The 21,943-nt window shown below is 66.1% G+C and carries 12 protein-coding genes; 11 read left to right on the forward strand and 1 reads right to left on the reverse strand.

Annotation, left to right across the window (positions count from 1 at the left end; translation table 11 throughout):
* Positions 1–24: 24 nt before the first annotated feature.
* The 11 genes from gspN to AC1KVE_RS06615 all read left to right on the forward strand — a co-directional run bounded on the left by gspN (position 25) and on the right by AC1KVE_RS06615 (position 19,979).
* Complete coding sequence (gspN, locus tag AC1KVE_RS06565; protein WP_102255680.1) at positions 25–708, forward strand: type II secretion system protein N; 684 nt, start codon at positions 25–27, stop codon at positions 706–708.
* A 723-nt stretch (positions 709–1,431) separates the two neighbouring features.
* Positions 1,432–4,140: a TonB-dependent receptor gene (locus tag AC1KVE_RS06570; protein ID WP_481092182.1), complete on the forward strand. Its 2,709-nt coding sequence runs from the start codon at positions 1,432–1,434 to the stop codon at positions 4,138–4,140.
* 165 nt (positions 4,141–4,305) lie between these two features.
* Positions 4,306–7,200, forward strand: coding sequence for a beta-galactosidase GalA (gene galA, locus AC1KVE_RS06575; RefSeq protein ID WP_481092181.1), 2,895 nt, complete (start codon positions 4,306–4,308; stop codon positions 7,198–7,200).
* Positions 7,197–9,632, forward strand: coding sequence for an alpha-N-acetylglucosaminidase (locus tag AC1KVE_RS06580; RefSeq protein ID WP_481092180.1), 2,436 nt, complete (start codon positions 7,197–7,199; stop codon positions 9,630–9,632). Before galA ends, AC1KVE_RS06580 begins: the two co-directional genes overlap by 4 nt.
* A gap of 121 nt (positions 9,633–9,753) precedes the next feature.
* Positions 9,754–10,920 carry an acyltransferase family protein gene (locus tag AC1KVE_RS06585; protein WP_481092179.1) on the forward strand — a complete coding sequence of 389 codons (1,167 nt, stop codon included), beginning with the start codon at positions 9,754–9,756 and terminating at the stop codon, positions 10,918–10,920.
* Between the two features lie 260 nt (positions 10,921–11,180).
* Positions 11,181–11,903, forward strand: coding sequence for a GntR family transcriptional regulator (locus tag AC1KVE_RS06590; protein ID WP_016900882.1), 723 nt, complete (start codon positions 11,181–11,183; stop codon positions 11,901–11,903).
* A gap of 46 nt (positions 11,904–11,949) precedes the next feature.
* Complete coding sequence (locus tag AC1KVE_RS06595) at positions 11,950–13,227, forward strand: sugar MFS transporter (RefSeq protein WP_024940299.1); 1,278 nt, start codon at positions 11,950–11,952, stop codon at positions 13,225–13,227.
* 40 nt (positions 13,228–13,267) lie between these two features.
* Positions 13,268–14,335, forward strand: coding sequence for a LacI family DNA-binding transcriptional regulator (locus AC1KVE_RS06600; RefSeq protein WP_024940298.1), 1,068 nt, complete (start codon positions 13,268–13,270; stop codon positions 14,333–14,335).
* Positions 14,336–14,340: 5 nt separating this feature from the next.
* Entirely contained in the window at positions 14,341–15,369 is a 1,029-nt protein-coding gene (locus AC1KVE_RS06605; RefSeq protein WP_016900885.1) for an SIS domain-containing protein, read from the forward strand.
* A 2-nt stretch (positions 15,370–15,371) separates the two neighbouring features.
* The gene (gene nagA, locus AC1KVE_RS06610) at positions 15,372–16,526 is read left to right on the forward strand and encodes an N-acetylglucosamine-6-phosphate deacetylase (protein ID WP_481092178.1); all 1,155 of its coding nucleotides are present in this window, start codon (positions 15,372–15,374) and stop codon (positions 16,524–16,526) included.
* Positions 16,527–17,315: 789 nt separating this feature from the next.
* On the forward strand, positions 17,316–19,979 hold the full coding sequence (locus tag AC1KVE_RS06615) for a TonB-dependent receptor (protein ID WP_481092177.1): 2,664 nt from the start codon (positions 17,316–17,318) through the stop codon (positions 19,977–19,979).
* A 169-nt stretch (positions 19,980–20,148) separates the two neighbouring features.
* Here the strand turns inward: AC1KVE_RS06615 and AC1KVE_RS06620 are convergent, their stop codons facing one another.
* Positions 20,149–21,381 carry a multifunctional CCA addition/repair protein gene (locus AC1KVE_RS06620; protein WP_481092176.1) on the reverse strand — a complete coding sequence of 411 codons (1,233 nt, stop codon included), beginning with the start codon at positions 21,379–21,381 and terminating at the stop codon, positions 20,149–20,151.
* Between the last annotated feature and the right edge of the window lie 562 nt (positions 21,382–21,943).

The raw sequence follows: 21,943 nt of genomic DNA on the forward strand, positions 1-21,943 counted from the left end.
CGTTGGACCCTGGTCTTTTTGTTGATGGTGGGCGTTGCGCTGCTGGCATGGCTGCCCCTGCGCCTGGTGTTGCCACGCGAGGGCTTGCCGTTCTCGGCGCTGGACGTGGAGGGGCCGGTGTGGGCCGGCACCTTGCGGCAGGTGCAATGGCAGGGCATCGCCTTCGGCGATGTCATGGTGCGGCCGCGCATCTGGCCGCTATTGCGTGGACAGCGCCAGGTGCACCTGCAGGCCCCGCAGCTGCAACTGCTGCTGGTGGATGGCGCGCAACACGGTATCGGCGATGCGCAGGGCCAGCTGCTGTTGCGCCAGCCGGCGGGCATGGCCTTGATCGATCTGGCGGTGGAGCTGCAGCAGGTGGATCTGCTGTTCGATGCCACCGGCTGCGTGCAGGCAGGTGGCCGGGTCGGCCTGCAACTGCTGGCGAGCGGGGCGGGCGAGCTGCCCGGTCTGCCGCCGTTGCGCTTGTCCGGGCAGCCGCGGTGCGTGGATGACAGCGCCGTGCTGAGTCTGCTGCCCGATGCACCGTTGCCTGCCGGCGTGCAGGCCGATGCACAGCTGCAAGTGTGGCGCGATGGGCGTTGGCAATTGCAGTCACGCATCGATCCGGGGCAGGACGCAGTGTTGGGCGTGGGCCTGCAGTTGCTGGGCTTTGCCGCCACCCCGGAGCGCAGCTTGTTGCGCATCGACCAGGGGCAATTGCGCTAGGACTGCTGCTACGCGCGGCGCGGCGAGAAATCTTTCGTCTGCACCATTAGCGTGCATGCCCGGAGGCTGGTGTCTTCATCGTGGCCGCTGCGAAGGCACAGTTCATTGATCCGTTGACAACGTTGTCGGCGTAGGACCCTGCGTACTCATTGCGCCAGTTGCTGGGTTGCTTCGATAAGGCAGAAGTGCTGCTTCCGATACACGGGAGCGTGCGGTATGGACTGTCATCCAGCCCGCAACGCGTGTGCTGCGGCCACACATTCCGGACCCACCGGAATTGGTCTGGTTACCGGGGATTGGTCAGAGACTGGTCCTGTGACAACGATGCCCGCCACGCACCCAAATGATCCTTTGTGCACCGTCGAAGGTCTTGAAAAGCAGGGCTCAGACGCGTTCGCAGCCGCCGGTCAAACACTTTCGGCAGTGACTGTTGACAGGATCTTTTAAAGACCATAAGAATCAAATCCACTGAATTGGTATTTGCCAGTCAGGGCCGTTGATCAGCAATGGCATGCGATGTCCGTCCTGGGAGGGAGGCGGCATCGGCACCCACGGGGGGCCGTACGGGGTGCTCGCAGACAACAGATCGCAGGCGGTTCCGCACGTCCGGAACTGGTGGCCTATGCGCGTGTGGGTGGGTTGCCCAGCGTCGTGATCTGTCTTTGCTGATCGATCGGAATGCCAGCCGCGTCGTCGTCCAGCCATTCCACCTCAGGATCTCCCATGTCACCTGTCCCGCGTGCCTCGTTGCGTTGTTGTTCGCCCTCCTCGCTGTCCGTCGCCATCGCGCTGTCGCTGCTTGCCTGCGGTGCCAGTGCGCAGACGCAGCAATCGCCTCCGACGGCATCGGCGCAGATCTCCCAGCTCGATACCGTCAAGGTCACCAGCTCCTACCAGAAGAGCCTGATCACCGCGATGGACAACAAGCGCGACGACGTGCGCATGACCGATGGCATCTCCGCACAGGACATCGGCAAGTTTCCTGCCGAGAATATCGCCGAGGCGATCCAGCGCATCCCCGGCGTGCAGATCTCCACCATCAACGGGCGTGGCTCCACCATCAGCGTGCGTGGTCTGGGCCCGCAGTATTCGGCCACCACCATCAACGGCCAGGTGATCAAGAGCGCCGACTTCACCGACGGGTTCCGCTACGACATCATCCAGCCGGAAGTGGCCGCCGGGATCGAGGTGATCAAGTCGCCGTCCGCGGACATGGATGCCGGCGGCCTGTCCGGCACGGTCAACATCAACACCACCAAACCGCTGGACTACCAGCAGACCAAGCTGCTGTTCTCGGCCAAGACCCAATATGCGGAGTTCGCCGGTGGCTCGCCCACGCCCAAGGGCGTGCTGACCTATATCGACCAGTTCAAGTTCGGTGGCGGCGATCTGGGCGTGTTCCTCAGTGCCGGCTACCAGAAGCTCAAGGACCGCGCCGATTATCTGTGGATCGACCGCTGGTATACGCAGGACACCGACGCCGGCACCTTGTACATCCCGCGTCGTCCGCGCTATCGCTCGATCGAGCGCGAGACCACGCGCAAGATGTTCAATGGCGGCCTGCAGTGGAAGCCCAACGACCAGCTGGAGATGAACCTCACTGCGCTGTATTCGCAGGACAAGACCGCCAACGACATGAACCAGCTGGTGTACTCGTTCGAGCGCACTCCGCTGACGGTGCTGCAGACCAACGGCCTGACCGCCACGCAGGTGTCGGCATCGGACTACTGGCTGGAAAACAACCGCCAGATCGAACAACACGATCTGTCCACACAGTTGCTCACCTACGACTTCAAATGGAAGGGCGAGGCCTGGACGCTCAGTGGCGCGGCCAATTACACCCAGGGCAAGACCGACGAGAACGAACGTGCCGCGATCCTGGGCCGGATCCCCTCGGCGACGCTGCTGGATACCTCCAATCCCGACGCGATCTCGCTGACCACCGATGCCGACGCCACCGATGCCAGCGCCTGGGACAAGCGCAATCTGGTGCGCAGCGAGTACCCCAACGGCTCCATCCAGTCGCTCAGCAACAAGGAATGGTCGCTGCAGCTGGATGCCGAACGGTATCTGGAGCTGGGTGCGTTGAATGCGGTGCGCTTCGGTGCCAAATACCGCCGCGAAACCTTCGAGCGCGACGTGCGCCGGCGCGACTTCCTGTATCTGCTCAGGACCGGTGCGGTGTCGGGCTTCGACATGTTCCCGGAGCTGTCGGCCGCCAACAGCACGGTCAGCAACTTCCTCGACGGGCAGCTGGCCTCGCAGGACAGCTGGGTCACCCCGGACATCGCCGCCTACGCGCGCTCGCTGGCGGCCGCCGGCATCAGCGTGCCGGTGCTGTTCGCACCGCAGAGCAGCTACAGCATCGAGAACGACATTTCCTCGGCCTATGCGATGGCGCGCATCGACACCGACATCGGCAGCATGCGCCTGCGCGGCAACCTCGGCCTGCGCTACGAAAACACCAAGCGCACCACCGACACCTACCTGACCCAGGCGCAGGCCGCCAGCGACGATGCCAATGTGGTGATCGGCACCGCGCGTGCGCCGTACGAGTATTCCAACTGGTTGCCCAGCCTGAATCTGGTGCTGGACATGCGCGACGACCTGCTGCTGCGCTTTGCCGCCGCCAAGGTACTGGTGCGGCCGATCCTGGACAGCAACACCGCCATCGCCTCGACCATCTCCACCGGCACCAATACCGGCGGCACCACCACCTACGTCGTCACCCAGGGCCAGACCGATCTGAAGGCACTGACCGCCGACCAGGCCGACCTGAGCCTGGAGTGGTACTACGGCAACGGCGGCGCGCTGACCGTGGCCGGCTTCTGGAAGAACATCAAGAACGGCACCTTCAACAGCATCGTCTGCCCGGCCGCCTTCAACGGCACTGCGCTGTCCAGCAATGCGGCCGGCGACTGCGTGGACAGTGGCGGCGATATCTACGAGATCACCGCCACCACCAACGACCCGAGCAAGGTCAAGATCCGCGGTTACGAACTGGGCTGGACGCAATCGCTGGATGCCTGGTTGCCGATCGACGGCTTCGGGGTGACCACCAACTTCACCCGGGTGATTCCGCAACGCGATACCGATTTCCAGATCCGCAACCTGTCCGAGCAGACCTGGAACGCCACCGCGTACTGGGAGAGCGCGCATTATTCGGCGCGTGTCTCGCTCAACCATCGCAGCGAGTACGAACAGGACAGCAGCGACAGCTTCTTCGCGCGCGAAGGCCACACCATGAAGGCGCGCACCCAACTGGATGCGGTGCTCGGCTATCAGGTCAACGACAAATTGAGTTTCCAGCTCGGTGGCCTGAATCTCACCAACCGCACCGAGCAGGCCTACAAGGACATCGCCAGCCGCTGGCAGATGACCGGCGTCACCGGCCGCAGCTACTACCTGTCGATGCAGTGGGACATGCTGTGATGCCGGGCCAGCGAGCACTGCGCCGGCAGGCATCGCTGCGGGTGGCAGCCAGCAGCGCAGGCAATGCCGCAGGTGTGATGGACGCGCGCCATGCAGTGGCTGCGCGCGTGGATGCGCGGCATGCGTCACGGAGCGCGCCTGCGGTGCAGGCTGGCGGGCGCCATCATGCGCAGGCGTGAGTTCCTTGCCGGCAGCGTCTGCGCCTCGTCGCTGCTTGGCGTGCCGGCGCTGCTGCCGGGCGCGGCGAACGCTGTAGCGACGCGCGCGGGCAGTGGCGGCACGCCGCGTCCCGCGCCACCGCCAGCGGGCACCGATGACGCCGGCCAGTGGCTGGACCTGGACGAGGGCTGGCGCTTCCACGCGGGCGATCTGCCGTTCCCGCGCCTGCTGGCGCAGGACGAGACCTACGACAACGCCAAGGCCGGCCGTGCCTGGGGTGCAGCGGCGCCGGACTACGACGACACCGGCTGGCGACAGCTGCAACTGCCGCACGACTTCGTGGTGGAGCAGACTGTGCGTGCCGACGCCAATATCGCGCAGGGCTATCGCCCGCGCGGCATTGCCTGGTACCGGCGCACGCTGCGGCTGGACGAATCCGTGCGCGGCCAAGCGGTGGAGCTGCGTCTGGACGGCATCGCCAGCCATGCCACCGTGTGGGTCAACGGCATGCTGATGGCGCGCAGCTGGAGCGGCTACAACGGGCTGGTCATCGATCTCACGCCGGTCGCGCGCTACGGCAATGCCGTGAACAGCATCGCCATCCGCGTCGATGCCGAGGCGATGGATGGCTGGTGGTACGAAGGCGGCGGCATCTACCGGCACACCTGGCTGGTGCTGCGTGCGCCCTTGCATATCGCCGGCGATGGCCTGGCGGCGGCGCCGCGCGAAGGCCCGGGCGATCTCTGGCAGCTGCCGGTGCAACTGGACCTGGTCAACAGCGGCGAACAGCCTGCCGAGGCGTGGGTGGATGTGGCGCTGCGCGACCCAGACGGTGTTGTCGTGGCGAGTGGCGAGACGCAACTGCGCGTGGCTGCATTCGGTACCGTGCAGGCGGCCATCAGCATGTCGGTGCCGCAACCGCAGCGCTGGAGCGTGGACACGCCGGTGCTGTACCGCGTGCAGGCCAGCGTGCGTGGCGCGGACGGCCGCAGCGACCGTGCCGAGTGCGAGATCGGCTTTCGCAGCCTGCGCTTCGATGCCGACCACGGCTTCTTCCTCAATGGCCGCCCGCTCAAGATCAAGGGCGTATGCCTGCATCAGGACCATGCCGGCGTCGGGGTGGCGCTGCCCGATGCCTTGCACGCGTTTCGCCTGCAGCGCTTGAAGTCGATGGGCTGCAATGCCATCCGCCTGCATCACGCGGTGGCACCGGAACTGCTGCAGGCCTGCGACCGGCTCGGCATGCTGGTGATGGCCGAGAACAGGCTATTCAATCCCGCACCCGAGTATGTGGCGCTGCTGCAGAACATGGTGCGGCGCCAGCGCAACCATCCCAGCGTGTTTCTGTGGTCGCTGCTCAACGAGGAGCCGCTGCAGGGCACCGCCACCGGTTACGCGATCATGGCGCGCGCCGCCAGCGCCGTGCGCGCGCTCGACGACAGCCGCCCGATCACCGCCGGCATGAACGACGGCATGTTCGCCATCCGTGGCGCGGCCGATGTGGTGGACGTGCTCGGCTTCAACTACCGCCAGTTCAACTACGACCGCGTGCATGCGGCGCGGCCGCGCACGCCGATGCTGTCCAGCGAGGACACCAGCGCGTTCCAGACCCGCGGCGCGTGGTTCACCGACCTGGACGCGCACGTGGTGGCCGAAGACGACAGCCTGGCCGCGGACTGGGGCAATACCCACCGCCGTGCCTGGCAGCTGATTGCCGAACGCCCGTTCGTCGCCGGCAGCTTCGTGTGGACCGGCTTCGATTATCGCGGCGAACCCACGCCGTTCGAATGGCCGTCGGTGGGCGCGTTCTTCGGCATCATGGATCAATGCGGATTTGCCAAGGGGGCGTACTGGTTGCGCCGCGCGCTGTGGATCGACGACGCGCCGGTGCTGCACCTGTTGCCGCACTGGAACTGGCCCGGCCGCGAGGGCCGGCCGATCAAGGTGATGGCGTTCTGCAATGCCGCGCAGGTGGAGCTGTGGCTCAATGGCCGCTCGCTGGGCAAACAGGCGGTGGATCGCGCGCAGATGAATCAGTGGCAGGTGGACTATGCGCCGGGTGTGCTCGAAGCGGTGGCCTGGCGCGACGGCCGCGAGGTGGCGCGTACGCGGGTGGAAACCACCGGCGCAGCGGTTGCGCTGCGGCTCACGCCCGACCGCCCCCAGCTGCGCGGCGATGGCCGCGATGCGCAGCCGGTGACATTGGAAGCGGTGGATGCGCAAGGTCGCCACGTGCCCGATTGCAATGCAATGCTGACGCTGCAGATCAGCGGTGGCCGCTTGCTGGGGGTTGGCAATGGCGACCCGAATGCACACGCCGCCGATCAGGGCATGCAAGTGGCCCTGTTCAACGGGCTGGCGCAGGCGATCGTGCAGGCCGAGCGTGGCGCAGGCGTATTACGGCTGCAGGCGCGCAGCGCAGGCGTGCGCGATGCGGTGGTCGAGATCGCGTGCGTGACGGTGCCGCTGCCAGCCACGGTGCCGATCGTGGCGCCGGTGATGGTGGTCGAGAGCTGGCGCCACACCGCCGCCTTCGCGCAGCCGCCGGCGCCGGATCTCTCGCGCCGCCCCAACGACAACAACAGCTGGAGCAACACGTTGCCCGGCACCCTGGAAACCGCGCCCGAACGCGCCGGCTACGTGTTGTACCGCACCCGGTTCACGCCGTGGCAAGGCGTGCAGGCCCACGGCGGCATGCTCGACCTGGGCCGCCTCAGCGGGCCGGCGCAGGTGTTTCTGGATGGCCGTGCAGTGACGCAGGCGGCGGCCGGCACACCGATCAAGTTCGCGCTTGCACCCGCGACCGGCGCGCGCACGCTGGCGGTGATCCTGCAGGTCGCTGCGGATCAACCGTTTGGATTCCACGACGTCGTCACCGTGCAGTATCGGAACTCACCATGATTAGCTCATCGTTTTTCCCGTCCGCGCCCGCGCGGCTGTTCGCCGGCGCAGTGCTGAGCACCTTGCTCGCCATTCCCCTCACCGTGCTGGCCGCACCGCCCGCACAGGCGGTGCTGCAACGCCTGATCGGCGCACGCGCCGCCCAGTTCGAGATGCGCGTGGCACCGCGCGGCGACGGCGCGGACTGGTATCGCATCGATGCCGGCGGCGACACGGTGCGCATTGCCGGCTCCTCGCAGGTGGCCTTGGCGCGTGGCGCCTACGCCTATCTGGGCCAGGCCGGTGCAGCCTCGATGAGCTGGGAAGGCAACCGCGTGGTGCTGCCGGCGCAATGGCCGGCCTACAGCAGCGGCCAAGTGCGCACGCCGTTTGCCCATCGCGCCTATCTCAACACCTGCACCTACGGCTACACCACGCCGTTCTGGGACTGGCCGCGCTGGCAGCGCGAGATCGACTGGATGGCGCTGCACGGCATCGACATGCCGCTGGCGATGGAAGGGCAGGAGGCGATCTGGCAGGCGCTGTGGCGCGAGTTCGGCGTGGGCGATGACGCGCTGGCGGAGTATTTCTCTGGCCCCGCCTTCACCCCGTGGCAGCGCATGGGCAATATCGAAGGTTATCGCGCGCCGTTGCCGCAGCAATGGATCGACAGCAAGCGCGTGCTGCAGACGCAGATCCTCAGCCGCATGCGCGAGCTGGGCATGCAGCCGGTGCTGCCGGCGTTTGCCGGCTACGTGCCCAAGGCATTCGCGCAGGCGCATCCGAACGCGCGCATCTACCGCATGCGCGCCTGGGAAGGTTTCCACGAAACCTACTGGCTGGATCCGCGCGATCCGTTGTTCGCCCAGGTCGCGCGCCGGTTTCTGGAGCTGTACACGCAGGCCTACGGTGCAGGCGAGTTCTATCTGGCCGACGCCTTCAACGAGATGCTGCCGCCGGTGGCCGACGACGGCAGCGACGTGGCCGCCGCCAAGTACGGCGACAGCATCGCCAACTCCGATGCCGCACGTGCCAAGGCCGTGCCGGCGGCGCAACGCGATGCACGCCTGGCCGAGTACGGGCAGGCCTTGTATCGCTCCATCGCGCAGGTTAATCCGCAGGCCACCTGGGTGATGCAGGGCTGGCTGTTCGGTGCCGACCGCGAGTTCTGGCAACCGCAGGCGATCGCCGCGTTTCTCGGCAAGGTACCCGACGCGCGCTTGATGGTGCTGGACATCGGCAACGACCGCTATCCCGGCACCTGGAGGGCGGCGCAGGCCTTCGACAACAAGCAGTGGATTTACGGCTACGTGCACAACTACGGCGCCAGCAACCCGTTGTACGGCGACTTCGCGTTCTATCGACACGATCTGCAGGCCCTGCTGGCCGATCCGGACAAACGCAACCTGCGCGGCTTTGGCGTGTTCCCAGAAGGGCTGCACAGCAACTCGGTGGTCTACGACTATCTCTACGCGCTGGCCTGGGAGGGCCCGCAACAATCCTGGTCGCAATGGCTCAGCCAATACACCCGCGCGCGCTACGGCCGCAGCGATGCGGCCTTGCTGCAGGCCTGGTCGGATCTGGAGGCGGGCATCTACCAGACCCGCTACTGGTCGCCGCGCTGGTGGAACAAGCGTGCCGGCGCGTATCTGCTGTTCAAGCGGCCGACCGCCGACATCGTCGGCTTCGACGACCGCCCCGGCGATCCGCAACGCCTGCGCCGCGCCATCGACGCGTTGCTGCAGCAGGCCGACCGCTATGCCGACGCGCCGCTGTACCGTTACGACCTGATCGAAGACGCGCGGCATTACCTGAGCCTGCACGCCGACCGTCAATTGCAGGCGGTGGTGCAGGCCTACGACGCCGGCGACTTCGCGCGCGGCGATGCGCTGCTGGCGCGCACCACACAACTGGTGCAGGGGCTGGATGCACTGGTCGGCGGCCAGCACGAAACCCTGGCCGACTGGACCGGCCAGGCCGCCGCAGCCGCCGGCAACGATGCCGCACTGCGGCGTACCTATGTCGGCAATGCACGTGCGCAGGTCAGCATCTGGGGCGGCGACGGCAATCTGGCCGATTACGCGTCCAAGGCATGGCAGGGTATGTACGCGGATTTCTATCTGCAGCGCTGGACGCACTTTCTCGGCGCATACCGCGCGGCACGCAAGGCGGGCACACCGTTCGACGCAGCGGCAGTCAACGCGCAGCTTGCCACGTGGGAGCGCCAATGGGTCGCGCAGGACGAAGTGCCGAAGCGACAGCCACCCCGCGACCCACTGACCTTGCTGCGCGGCTTGCTGGCGCAGGTGGACGCGCAAGAGGGTTTGCAAAGCGCCATGCAACGCAATGTGCAAGGCAGTACGCGCGATGCAACGCAAGGCGTTGCCCAAGGCGACGTGCACGGCATGGCGCACGGTGCCATTCGCAGCACCCCGCAAGGTACTGCCCAATGAGCAGATCCATATTACACATCGCGGCCCTCCATGAGCGCTTCAGCGCCGATGCAATGACGCTCGTCACGGGCAGCACGTCTGCACGTCGGCTCCACCTGCAGTCGCTGGGCAAGGAACTGCAATGAGCGCACAAACACTCCCTGCTGCAACTGGCACTGCAACCGCAGCACCCAGGCGCGAACGCTTCCTGTCGCTGGACGTGTTCCGCGGCCTGACCATCTTCCTGATGATCTTGGTCAACACCGCCGGCCCCGGCGCGCAGCCATATGCGCAGCTGACCCACGCGGCCTGGTTCGGCTTCACGCTTGCCGATCTGGTGTTTCCCTCGTTCCTGTTCGCCGTCGGCAGCGCGATGAGTTTTGCGCTGGCCACCGGCACGTCGCACCGGCAGTTCCTCGCCCGCGTGGGCAAGCGCGCCGCGCTGATCGTGATGTGCGGCGTGCTGATGTACTGGTTTCCGTTCTTCCACCCGCAGCCCGATGGTGGATGGGCGTTCACTGCAGTCGATCAACTCCGCCTGACCGGCGTGCTGCAACGAATCGGCCTGTGCTATCTGCTTGCGGCGCTGCTGGTGCGCTATCTGCCGCCACGCGCTATCGCGCCGGTTTGCGTCGCGCTGCTGCTGGGCTACTGGGCGTTGCTGTACGTCTTTGGCCAGCCCGGTGCGGAGCTGAGCAAGACCGGCAACGCCGGCACCCGGCTGGACCTGTGGCTGTACGGGCATGCGCATCTGTATCGCAAGGATGGCGGCTTCGACCCCGAGGGCCTGCTTGGCACGCTGTCGGCCACGGTCAACGTGCTGGCCGGCTATCTGGGCGGGCGCTTCCTGCAGCGGCACGGCAAGACCGGTGCCGCCACGCGCAGCCTGTTGCTGGCGGGCGCGGGGCTGGTGCTGCTGGCACTGCTCTGGCACCCGGCCTGGCCGCTGTCGAAGAAGCTCTGGAGCGGGTCGTTCGTCGCCTGCACGGTAGGCCTGGATCTGCTGGCGCTGGGCGTCCTGGTCTACCTGCTGGAGTTGCGCGGCTGGAGCGGCGGCAGCGGCTTCTTCACCGTGCTGGGGCGCAACCCGCTGGCGATCTACCTGTTCTCCGAACTGTTCGTGGTGGTGCTGCGGCTGATTCCGGCCGGCAGCTCCGGGCTGGACCTGTACGCCTGGGCCGGCATCCGCGTGTTCCAGACCATCGCGCCGGGCCCGCTCGGGTCGCTGCTGTGCGCGCTGAGCTACACGCTGCTGTGTTGGTGCGTGGGCTGGTGGATGGATCGGCGGCGCTGGTATCTGCGGCTGTGATTGCCCGACCCGGCAACGGGTGACGCAGCCCCGGGGCGCGGACAGTGCCGCACCGGCTTGGTCATCGGCATGCATCCCGCCCTTGACCAGCGCGGTGGACGCCTGCGTCAGCCAAGCTTGTCATCGCTCCCGACGATCCACAGCCGCTAATGCGCTGCAGGCAAATTGGTACTATATTGGACCTAACGAATCCAAGTCGGTCCGGAGGACAGGCAATGGCCAAACCGAAAACCGAAGCCAGGACGGACACCGACCCCCGGATGGACGCGCTGACGCTGGACGCCTCCGCGCCGACGCCGCTGTATCTGCAACTGGCGAGCAAGCTGGACGAGCAGATCCGCGGCGCGCAGTGGAAGGCCGGCGAGGCGCTACCGGCCGAGCGCCAGCTGTGCGAGCGGCTGCAGATCTCGCGGGTGACCCTGCGCCAGGCCGTGGACGTGCTGGTCGAACAGGGTTTGGTCTCGCGCCGGCAAGGCGCCGGCACCTTCGTCACCACGCAGATCCAGCACCAGCTCAGCGGCCTGACCAGTTTCAGCGAGACGCTGCGCATCAAGGGCTACGAGCCCGGCACGCGCTGGCTGGAGCGGCGGCTGCGTCCGGCGCATGGCGAAGAGATCCTGCGGCTGGGCCTGTCGCCGGATGCGGCTGTGGCCTCGCTGACCCGCCTGCGCAGCGCCGACGACCGGGTCATGGCCTACGAGCATGCGGTGTTGCCGCAGCGCATCGTTGCCGACCCGCAGCAGATCGGCGATTCGCTCTACAGCTACCTGGACGCGCAGGGCACCCCGGTGGTGCGCGCGCTGCAGTACTTCCGCGCGATCAATCTGCCAGCGCGGCTGGCCGAACACCTGCGCATGAAGACCGGCGAGGCGATCCTGCATGTGGTGCGCGTGGGCTATGCGCGCGACGGCAGCGCGATCGAATTGACCGACACCTATTGCCACAACGATTTCTACGATTTCGTCGCCGAACTGCGTCGCTGATCCAGCGCGGCGCCCCCCAACCGACAACTCAAGAGCCAGCCGATCCATGACTACCGCCAGGCCCGCAAATCCCGTTGTCTCGATCGCCATCGTCGGCGTGCTGTTCTTCATCATCGGCTTCTTCACCTGGATCAACGGGCCGCTGATCACCTTCGTGCGGCTGGCGTTCGACCTCAACGAGGTCAATGCCTTCCTGGTGCTGATGGTGTTCTACCTGTCGTACTTCTTCCTGGCGCTGCCGGCGTCGTGGATCCTCAAGCGCACCGGCATGAAGAAGGGGCTGGCGCTGAGCCTGGTGGTGATGGCGGTGGGCGCGGCCGGCTTCGGCCAGTTCGCCACCCAACGCTGGTATCCGGGCGCCTTGGGCGGCCTGTTCGTGATCGGCAGCGGCCTGGCGCTGCTGCAGACCGCGATCAACCCGTACATCAGCATCCTCGGGCCGATCGAGAGCGCGGCGCGGCGGATCGCGCTGATGGGCATCTGCAACAAGATCGCCGGCATCCTGGCGCCGATCCTGATCGGCTCGCTGGTGCTGCACGGCATCGGCGATCTGTCCGCGCAGGTGGCCAGCGCCGATGCGGCGACCAAGCAGCAGTTGCTCACGGCCTTCGCCGCCAAGATCCACGCACCGTATCTGGTGATGTCCGGCGTGCTGCTGTTGCTGGCGATCGGCGTGCTGTTCTCGCCGCTGCCGGAGCTGCGGGCCTCCGAGGCCAATGCCACGCCCGGCAGCGCGGTTGGCGTGCAGAAGTCCAGCATCTTCCAGTTCCCGCACCTGTGGCTGGGCGTGTTGTGCCTGTTCGTCTACGTGGGCGTGGAAGTGATGGCCGGCGATGCGATCGGCACCTACGGCCACGGCTTCAATCTGCCGCTGGACAGCACCAAGATCTTCACCTCCTACACGCTGGGCGCGATGCTGGTTGGCTACATCGTCGGCCTGGCGTTGATTCCGGGTGTGATCTCGCAGGCGCGCTACCTGAGCGTGTCGGCGGTGCTGGGCGTGCTGTTTTCGCTGGGCGCGCTGCTGACCCACGGCTATGTGTCGGTGGGCTTCGTGGCCGCGCTCGGTTTTGCCAACGCGATGATGTGGCCGGCGATCTTTCCGCTGGCCATTCGCGGGCTCGGCCGCTTCACCGAGATCGGGTCGGCCTTGCTGGTCATGGGCATTGCCGGCGGCGCGATCATTCCGCAGCTGTTCGCCATTCTCAAACAGCACTACGACTTCCAAGTCGTGTTCGCTGCGCTGATGGTGCCGTGCTATCTCTACATCCTGTTCTATTCGCTGCGCGGTTACCGTGTGGGCCTGCCGGCCCAGGCCAAGTGAACCAGGCAGCATGATGCGTTCCGACGAACAAGGCACACCCATGCGCAGGCCCACCATCAAAGATGTCGCCGAGCGCGCCAAGGTCTCGTTGAAGACCGTGTCGCGCGTGATCAACAACGAACCGTCGGTGATGCAGGCCACGCGCGCGCGCGTGCTGCGCGCCATCGCCGATCTCGACTACGAACCCGATCCGTCCGCGCGCAACCTGCGCAGCGGCACGCCGTTCGTGATCGGCCTGGTCTACGACAATCCCAACCCGTATCACATCATCGGCATCCAGAACGGCGTGCTGGCCGCCTGCCGCGAAACCGGCTTCGGCCTGCAGATCCATCCCTGCGATTCCACCTCGCCATTGCTGGCCGAAGAACTGGCCGAATGGGTGCAGCGCTCGCGGCTGGCCGGCGTGGTGCTGACCGCGCCGATGTCCGAGCGCCCCGAGTTGATGGCCGGCCTGGCTGCGCGCGGCATCAAGAGCGTGCGCATCATCGCCGCCACCGACGATCCGGGCGACGGCCCCTGCGTCTATATCGACGACCGCGCTGCCGCCTACGAGATCACCGAGCATCTGGTCCAGCTGGGCCATCAGCGCATCGGGTTCCTGTGGGGTGGCCCGCAGCACCGCTCCAGCGGCGAGCGCTACGCCGGTTACGAGGCCGCGTTGAAGGACTACGGCATCACCCTGGACAAGCACCTGGTGATTCCCGGCGATTACACCTTCGACGACGGCTTCCGTGGCGCGCGCCGGCTGCTGTCGTTGCGCGAGCCGCCCACCGCCATCTTCGGCAGCAACGATGAAATCGCCGCGGGCGTGCTGGCCGCGGCCAAGTCCACCGGCATGAACGTGCCGTATCAATTGTCGATCGCCGGCTTCGAGGACAGCCCGTTCTCGCGCCAGTCCTGGCCGGCGCTGACCACCGCCAAGCAGGCCACCGACGACATCGCGCGGCATGCCGCACGCCTGTTGATCAGCCAGCTGCGCAGCGATGCCTACGACGACCAGCCCGCGCAGTTGCAGAACCGCGGCTTCGTGCCGCAGCTGGTGGTGCGCGGTTCCACTGCACCGGCGCAGACGCCGTCCGCCAAATCCCTTCCTCCCGAATCCGCCTGAGCACGATGAGCCTTCCCACCGAAACCGAGACCTTGATGTTCCGCGAGGCGGCGCAGACCGCCGACGTGGTCGCCGCACAGTTCGCCCGCAATGCCGACACCGTCGCCGCCCTCGCGCAGTCGCTGCGCGATACGCCGCCGCCGTTCGTGGTGACCTGTGCACGCGGCAGTTCCGATCACGCAGCGACCTATGCCAAGTATCTGTTCGAAACACAACTGGGCATCGTGACCGCCTCTGCATCGCCGTCGGTGGGCTCGGTCTACGCATCGCCGCTGCAGTTGCGCGGCGCGCTGTACATCGTGATTTCGCAATCGGGCAAGAGCCCGGACCTGCTGCGCAATGCCGAGGCCGCCAAGGCGGCCGGCGCGCGCGTGGTCGCCCTGGTCAACGTCGAGGATTCGCCGCTGGCCCAGTTGGCCGAGGTGGTGATTCCGCTGGGCGCAGGCCCGGAAAAAAGCGTTGCCGCCACCAAGAGTTATCTCGCCTCGCTGGCTGCGCTGCTGCACCTGGGCGCGGTGTGGAAGAACGACCCGGCCCTGCTGGCGGCGGTGGAGGCACTGCCGCAGCAGTTGCGCGCCGCCTGGCAGGCCGACTGGTCCGCGCTCACTGCCGGCCTGGTGCCGGCACACAACCTGTTCGTGCTCGGTCGCGGCCTGGGCCTGGGCGCGGCGCAGGAAGCGGCGCTGAAGTTCAAGGAAACCTGTGGCCTGCATGCCGAGGCGTACAGCTCGGCCGAGGTCAAGCACGGCCCGATGGCGCTGGTGGGGCCGGGCTTCCCGGTGCTGGTGTTCGCCCAGCCCGACGAAACCGGCGCCGGCACGCGTGCGCTCGCCGCCGAATTCCGCGCGCGTGGCGCGCAGGTGTGGCTGGCCGCCCCCGACGGCGACCTGCCGCTCGTGGATGCGGCGCACCCGGCCAGCGCGCCGCTGCTGACCGTGCAGAGCTTCTACCGCGCGATCAACGCGCTGGCCCTGCAACGTGGCAACAATCCCGATCTGCCGCCGCATTTGAACAAGGTCACGGAAACCGTTTGAACATGGATGCTTCCCCGATTCAGGCGTTGTGCAATGCACGCGTGCTCACCGACGATGGCTTGCAGGATGGGCTGGTGGTGCTGCTGGCCGGCACGCAAATCCAGGCGGTGGTGGCGGCCGACAATGCGCGCGCTGCGCAGGCGCATACGCGCGTGGATCTGGGCGGCGCCACCTTGCTGCCCGGCTTCATCGACATCCAGGTCAACGGCGGTGGTGGCGTGTTGTTCAACAATGCGCGCGACCCGCAGGCGCTGGCCACGATCGCGGCGGCGCATCGCCGCTACGGCACCACCGGCATGCTGCCGACATTGATCAGCGACACCGCCGAGGTGATGGCCGAGGCGATCGCCGCCACGCGCCAGGCCATCGCGCAAGGCGTGCCCGGCGTGCTCGGCATTCATCTGGAAGGCCCGTACCTGAGCCCGGCCCGCAAGGGCACGCACGACGCGCACAAGTTCCGCCTGCCCGACGCGCACGAGATTGCCGTCGATACCTCGTTGGACAACGGCGTCACCCTGATCACGCTCGCACCCGAGCGCGTGCCGCTGGACGACATCCGCGCCTTCGTCGCCGGCGGCGCGATCGTGTTTGCCGGCCACACCGCGGCCAGCTACGAGCAGGCGCGCGACGGCATTGCCGCCGGCGTCAGCGGTTTCACCCATCTGTACAACGCGATGTCGCAGCTGGCCGGGCGCGAGCCCAGCGCGGTCGGCGCCGCGTTGGAAGACCCCGATGTGTGGTGCGGCATCATCGTCGATGGCGTGCACGTGCACCCGGCCAGCCTGCGCGTGGCGCTGGCCGCCAAACCGCGCGGCAAGCTGTTGCTGGTCACCGACGCCATGCCGATGGTCGGTGCCGACAGCCCCAGTTTCGACCTGTACGGCGAAACCATCACCGCCGTGGACGGCGTGGTACGCAATGCCGACGGCGCACTGGCCGGCTCGGCGCTGGACATGGCAACGGCCGTGCGCAACAGCGTGCAGTGGCTGGGCGTGGATCTGGCCGAAGCCGCGCGCATGGCGTCCACCTATCCGGCGCAATGCATCGGCCTGGGCCAGCGCCTGGGCCGCATTGCACCCGGCTATCAGGCCGACCTAGTGCTGGTGGATGCCGACGTGCAGGTACTTGCCACCTGGGTCGCCGGTCAGCGCGACTAAGTCCGCGCGCCGCCGCACGAACCCGTTCGTGCGGCGCGATGCGCTTGAAACCTTGTTTGCGGTCGTGTCTGCGGTGAACCGCCATCGTCGGTACGCTGCAGCATGATCGTGCGTGCGTGCGTGCGTGCGTGCGCGAGTGCAGGGCGTGCTTTCGCCAAGCTCCGGAAAGGCATCAGTGTCGAACGCTGGAGCAGCCAAGCAGAACTCGGGCGCTTGCGGCGTCACGCAACGCGTAGTGCAACCGACGCGCTTTCTGTTGCAGTAGACGCTCGACGATGACTGCAGCCGCGTGCGCTTGCAGCACGTCAGCACTGCAATCGCAGTGGTTTGGCAAAGCGCCGCATACACCAGCCACCACAACAAAGCCTGCAACACACTCTGCATCGCAACATCCGGCTGCGCAGCCTTGTGGCATCAGGCCGCTACGCGCAGTGGTCTGCACCGTCGATGCACATGAGTGCGAACACGATCACGCTGTCATTCCAATATCTGCGTCGGCGGTGCGGTTTCAGGCATGAAACTGGGCTTTTGTGGCAGCGAGTTGACAGCCCCCGCCGCGAAAGGCACCTTCGCTGATAACGTTGTCAGCGAGCAGGAGCCACTTCTGAATTCTTGAAAGCGTTGTCGTCCGGCCGCTGGTCGGACTGGCGCTGACCCGCACGCCGCTACGGCAGTGCGGGACGCTGCTCGCATCCGGCACAGGGGACGGAGTGCGGGCATGTCACGCGCATCGCGCGTTGTCGTGCAACCACATGGTTGCCACCTGACATCCGTCAAGAGGTCTACGCAATGCCGTCTTCCCGTGTATTCGAGTTGTCCCGTCACCTGTTCTGTCATGCGCACCCGCTGCGTCGTACTCCATTGAGCACTGCAGTCCGCGGCCTGTTGATCGGTGGCGCTACCCTGGCAGGTCTTGCCGCGTTGCCCGCAGGTGCGCAGGAGCAGGCTGCTGCCCCGCAGGAACAGGCGCCCGCGCAAACCAATCCCTCGGTGTCCACGCTGGACGAGGTCAAGGTCGTCGGCTATCAGGCCAGCCTCGGCAAGGCACTCAACGTCAAGCGCAATGCCGATGCGATCGTCGATGCGATCAGCGCCGAAGACATCGGCAAATTCCCCGACACCAACGTTGCCGAGTCGCTGTCGCGCCTGTCCGGCATCACGGTGGATCGCCAGTTCGGCGAAGGCGAAAAGGTCAGCATCCTCGGCACCGATCCGGCACTCAATCGCGTGTTGCTCAACGGCCAGACCATTGCCTCCACCAGTTGGGGCGGCGATCCCAACGACCCGGATAGCCGCTCGTTCAACTACAGCACGCTGGCGCCGGAAGTGGTCGGCCTGATGGAGGTCTACAAGACACCGGAGGCACGCATCGACGAGGGCTCGATCGGCGGCACCGTGATCGTGCACACGCGCAAGCCGCTGGATCTTGAGCGCAATACGCTGACCGGCACGCTGAGCTACGGCTATAACGATCGTTCCGAAGAAGGCAAGCCAAATGCCTCGGCGCTGTACAGCTGGAAGAACCAGGATGAAACGCTCGGCGTGCTCACCTCGGTGATGCATTCGCAGCGCGTGTTGCGCCGCGATGGCGTGGAGATCTTCGGCTACGACAATGTGCAAGGCGCGGGGTTTCCGGCGGCCGTGGTCGGCAACAACACCGGCGTGTTTCCGACCTCGATCAACACCGCGTTGTTCCAGCAGACGCGCAAGCGCGACGGCGTCAGCGCGGCGTTGCAGTGGAAGCCGGATGCCGATTTCGAGCTCAACCTGACCGGTTTGTACGTCAAGGAAAGTTTCGACAACTACAACCAGAGCCGCTATGGCTACTGGGGTTCCACCCCCGGCGATGCGCAGGCGCTGGGCTTCGAGAACGGCGTGGCGACCTCGGGTACGTTCGGCGACCAGTCCAACACCTACCTGGACGGCTATCTGCGCAACAGCGAGGTCAGCACCGGCAGCATCCATCTACGCGCCGACTGGCATGGCGATGGCTGGAATGCGTCCAGCCAGGTGGGCTACACCAGTTCGCAGGGCGGCGCCGAGCGCATCTACGGCATCCAGTTCCGCAACCTCGCCGGTTACAGCTACAACATCGACGGGCGTCGCACCGCGATGGACTACAGTACCGACCCCACCAACGCGTCGGCGATGCAACTCAACAACGCCTCGGCCAGCCACAGCCCGCAGTACGACAAGGAACGCTACCTGCAGCTGGACTTCGACCATGCGGTGGAGTGGGGGCCGTTCACCCAGATCCTGACCGGCATCAAGCTGACCAATCATGCCACCGGGCAGTCCTCCTACAGCCGCACCTGGACACCGAACGACGGCAGCACGCTGGCCGCATTCTCGCCGGGCACCACGCCGTCGGGCTATCTGGACGGCTTGTCGACCAGCGCCGACATGCAGCGCTGGTCGACCATCAACAGCGGCGCCATCAGCCAGTACATCGGTGGCCTGGAGGGCGATGACGGCTTGCCGATCAGCTACGCCGGCAACTACAGCATCGAAGAGCAGAACCGCGCCTGGTTCCTGCAGGGCAATTTTTCCGGCGAGCGCTATCGCGGCAACGTCGGCGTGCGTTACGTGCACACCCGCGATTCCACCGATGGTTTCAGCTATGCGCCCGGTGGCGGCTATACGCCGGTCAACTTCCTCAACAGCTACGGCAAATGGTTGCCGTCCTTCAACATCGCCTACGACCTGCGCGACGATCTGATGCTGCGCTTTGCTGCGTCCAAGGTGATCGCACGGCCGCGCTACACCAACATGACCCCGTACGTGGCCACCGACGACACCACGCTCACCGCGTCCACGGGCAATCCTGGATTGAGTCCGTACGAGTCCACCAACCTGGGCGCATCGCTGGAGTGGTACTTCTCCGACAGCAGCCTGCTCAGCGGCGAGTTCTTCTCGCGCGATATCTCCAACTACATCCTGACCACGGTGGAAGACCGGGTGTTCTTCAACAACGCCACCGGCGGCTCGAGCACCTATCAGACCTCCGTGCCGACCAACGCCGGCGATGCCAAGGTGCGCGGCGTTGCGCTTAACCTGCAGCACAACTTCGGCAACGGGTTCGGCGTGGTGGCCAACTACACCTATTCCGATTCCAAGACCGACGGCGATTACAGCCTGCCGTACAACTCGCGCAACGCCTACAACATCAGCCCGTACTACGAGCAGGGCAAATGGAGCGCGCGGGTGAATCTGGGCTGGCGCTCGGAATACTTCACCCAGATCGGCCGCCTCAACGGCCAGCAGATGACCGATGCATTCACCCAGGTCGATGCCTCGTTCGGCTACCAGGCCACCGAGCGCCTGCGCATAGCGCTGGAAGCCACCAATCTGCTGGACGAAACCTACTTCAGCTATATCGGCAACAAGAACCAGCCGTACTACATCTACAAGAACGGCCGCTCCTTCATGCTGAGCCTGAATTTCAAGCTGTGACGTCGGCCGGGCGGCTGCTCTCGGGCAGCCGCCTTGTTGCAATGGCGGCGGCTCGCGGTTGCAATTTCGCCCCCGGGATCTTTCGCTAGTCCGGATCTGAGCGGCAACGCTTTGCTTGGCACGGCTACATCCCTGTCGTGTTGCGACAACGGTATGCGCGATGCATCGGCTATGTGCCGGCCTTTCTTGCGGCCGCAATCGCCGCAATCCGCGCCTTCGCCAATGCCTCGCCGATCTGCGGGCCTTGCAGGCCTTGTGCGGCCAGGTCGCGCGCATTGATGGCCAGCGCAGCGGCGTGCAGATGCTTGAGCTGTTCGCCCTGCGGATATGCGGCGTGTTCGCTGCCCAGGCGGCCACGCTTGTCGGCTTCGCAGACCAGCGCGAGTTGCGCGATGCGCTCGGGGCGGCGAAACGCGTCGCAGCGCACCAGCAGCTCGTGCACGGTGCGATCGCGCAGTTCGGCCAGGCGATGCACGTTCAAGTGTTCGCGGCAGGCGGTGATGGCGAGCTGGCGATAATCCTGCGGCACCTTGAGCCGCTCGCACAATGTCTGCAGCGGGGCAACGCCGCGCTGTTCGTGCATGATGTGGCGCGGCCATTCTTCCGCCGGCGTGAGCGCCTTGCCCAGGTCGTGGGTCAATGCGGCAAAGCCCACCAGCGCGTCGCCGGGCGCCAGTCGCGCGGCCATGTCGCTGACCATTTCCTGGTGAATGCCGGTATCCACCTCCGGATGAAACTCGGCACGTTGCGGCACGCCATACAGCGCATCGATCTCGGGCAGGATGACGCGCAGCGCATCGGTGTCGTGCAGCGTGCGCAGGAATGCCGACGGCTGCGCACTCTCCAGCACGCGGCGCAATTCCTGCCACACACGTTCGGGCACCAGGCTGTCCAGCTCGCCGCTGGCGGCCATCTCGCGCATCAGTGCTGCGGTCTCTGGCGCGACAGTGAAACCAAGCGGTGCCAGCCGTGCCATGAAGCGGGCAGCGCGCAATACGCGCACGGGATCTTCGACAAAGGCCGGCCCCACGTGCCGCAGCACGCGCGCCTGCAGATCGCGCGCGCCGCCATACGGATCGAACAACTCGCCAGTGTCCTCGTCGCGTGCGATCGCATTGATGGTGAAGTCGCGGCGCAGCAGATCCTCTTCCAGCGTCACCGAAGGATCGGCATCCACCACGAAGCCGCGATAGCCGCGCCCGGACTTGCGCTCGGTACGCGCCAACGCATATTCCTCACCGCTGCGCGGATGCAGGAACACCGGGAAATCCTTCCCCACCGGTTTGAAGCCCAGGCGTTCCATCTGCGCCTGATCGGCACCGACCACTACCCAGTCGCGGTCGCCAGCGGGCTGGCCAAGCAGGGCATCGCGGACTGCGCCGCCAACGAGATAGGTCTTCATCGCGACATGATGCCCGATGCGGTGCGTGCGTCGTAGAGCGACTGATCCATTGCTTGGCTGTAGGGCCCTTGCCCACCCATCATCGCGACATGCCGCAAGGCAGCGTGGCCCATCTACGGCTTTGCGCATAGATCCGCTGTAGAGCGGGTGATGTGTGGCTTTACTGAAGAACCCTTGCCCGCCCACCATCGCGGGACATGCCGCAAGGCAGTACGGCTTTGCGGATAGATCAGCTGTAGAGCGGGGTGATGTGTGGTTTTGCTGCAGGGCCCTTGCCCGCCCACCCTCGCAGGACACGCCGCAAGTACGTCCATGTAGGCTCTTACGCGGCATCCATGCCGCGTAAGGTCCCGCGACGGTGGACGGGCAAGGACCAGTCGAGATGGTCGGTGTGCACGGGCAAGCAGGGCAGGACGCGCATTGTTCGAATCACGCCGTGTCCGACCAGCCTCTCATCGCAACCTGGGCAGCAGGCAGGCTTTCAGCAAGCAAGCTACAAGTCCCCCATCTGCCCAAGGCAGGTCGGGCAACACGCTTTCAAGAAGCAGCCGACCAACTTTCT

It is taken from the genome of Xanthomonas sp. NCPPB 2864 (assembly GCF_056675615.1).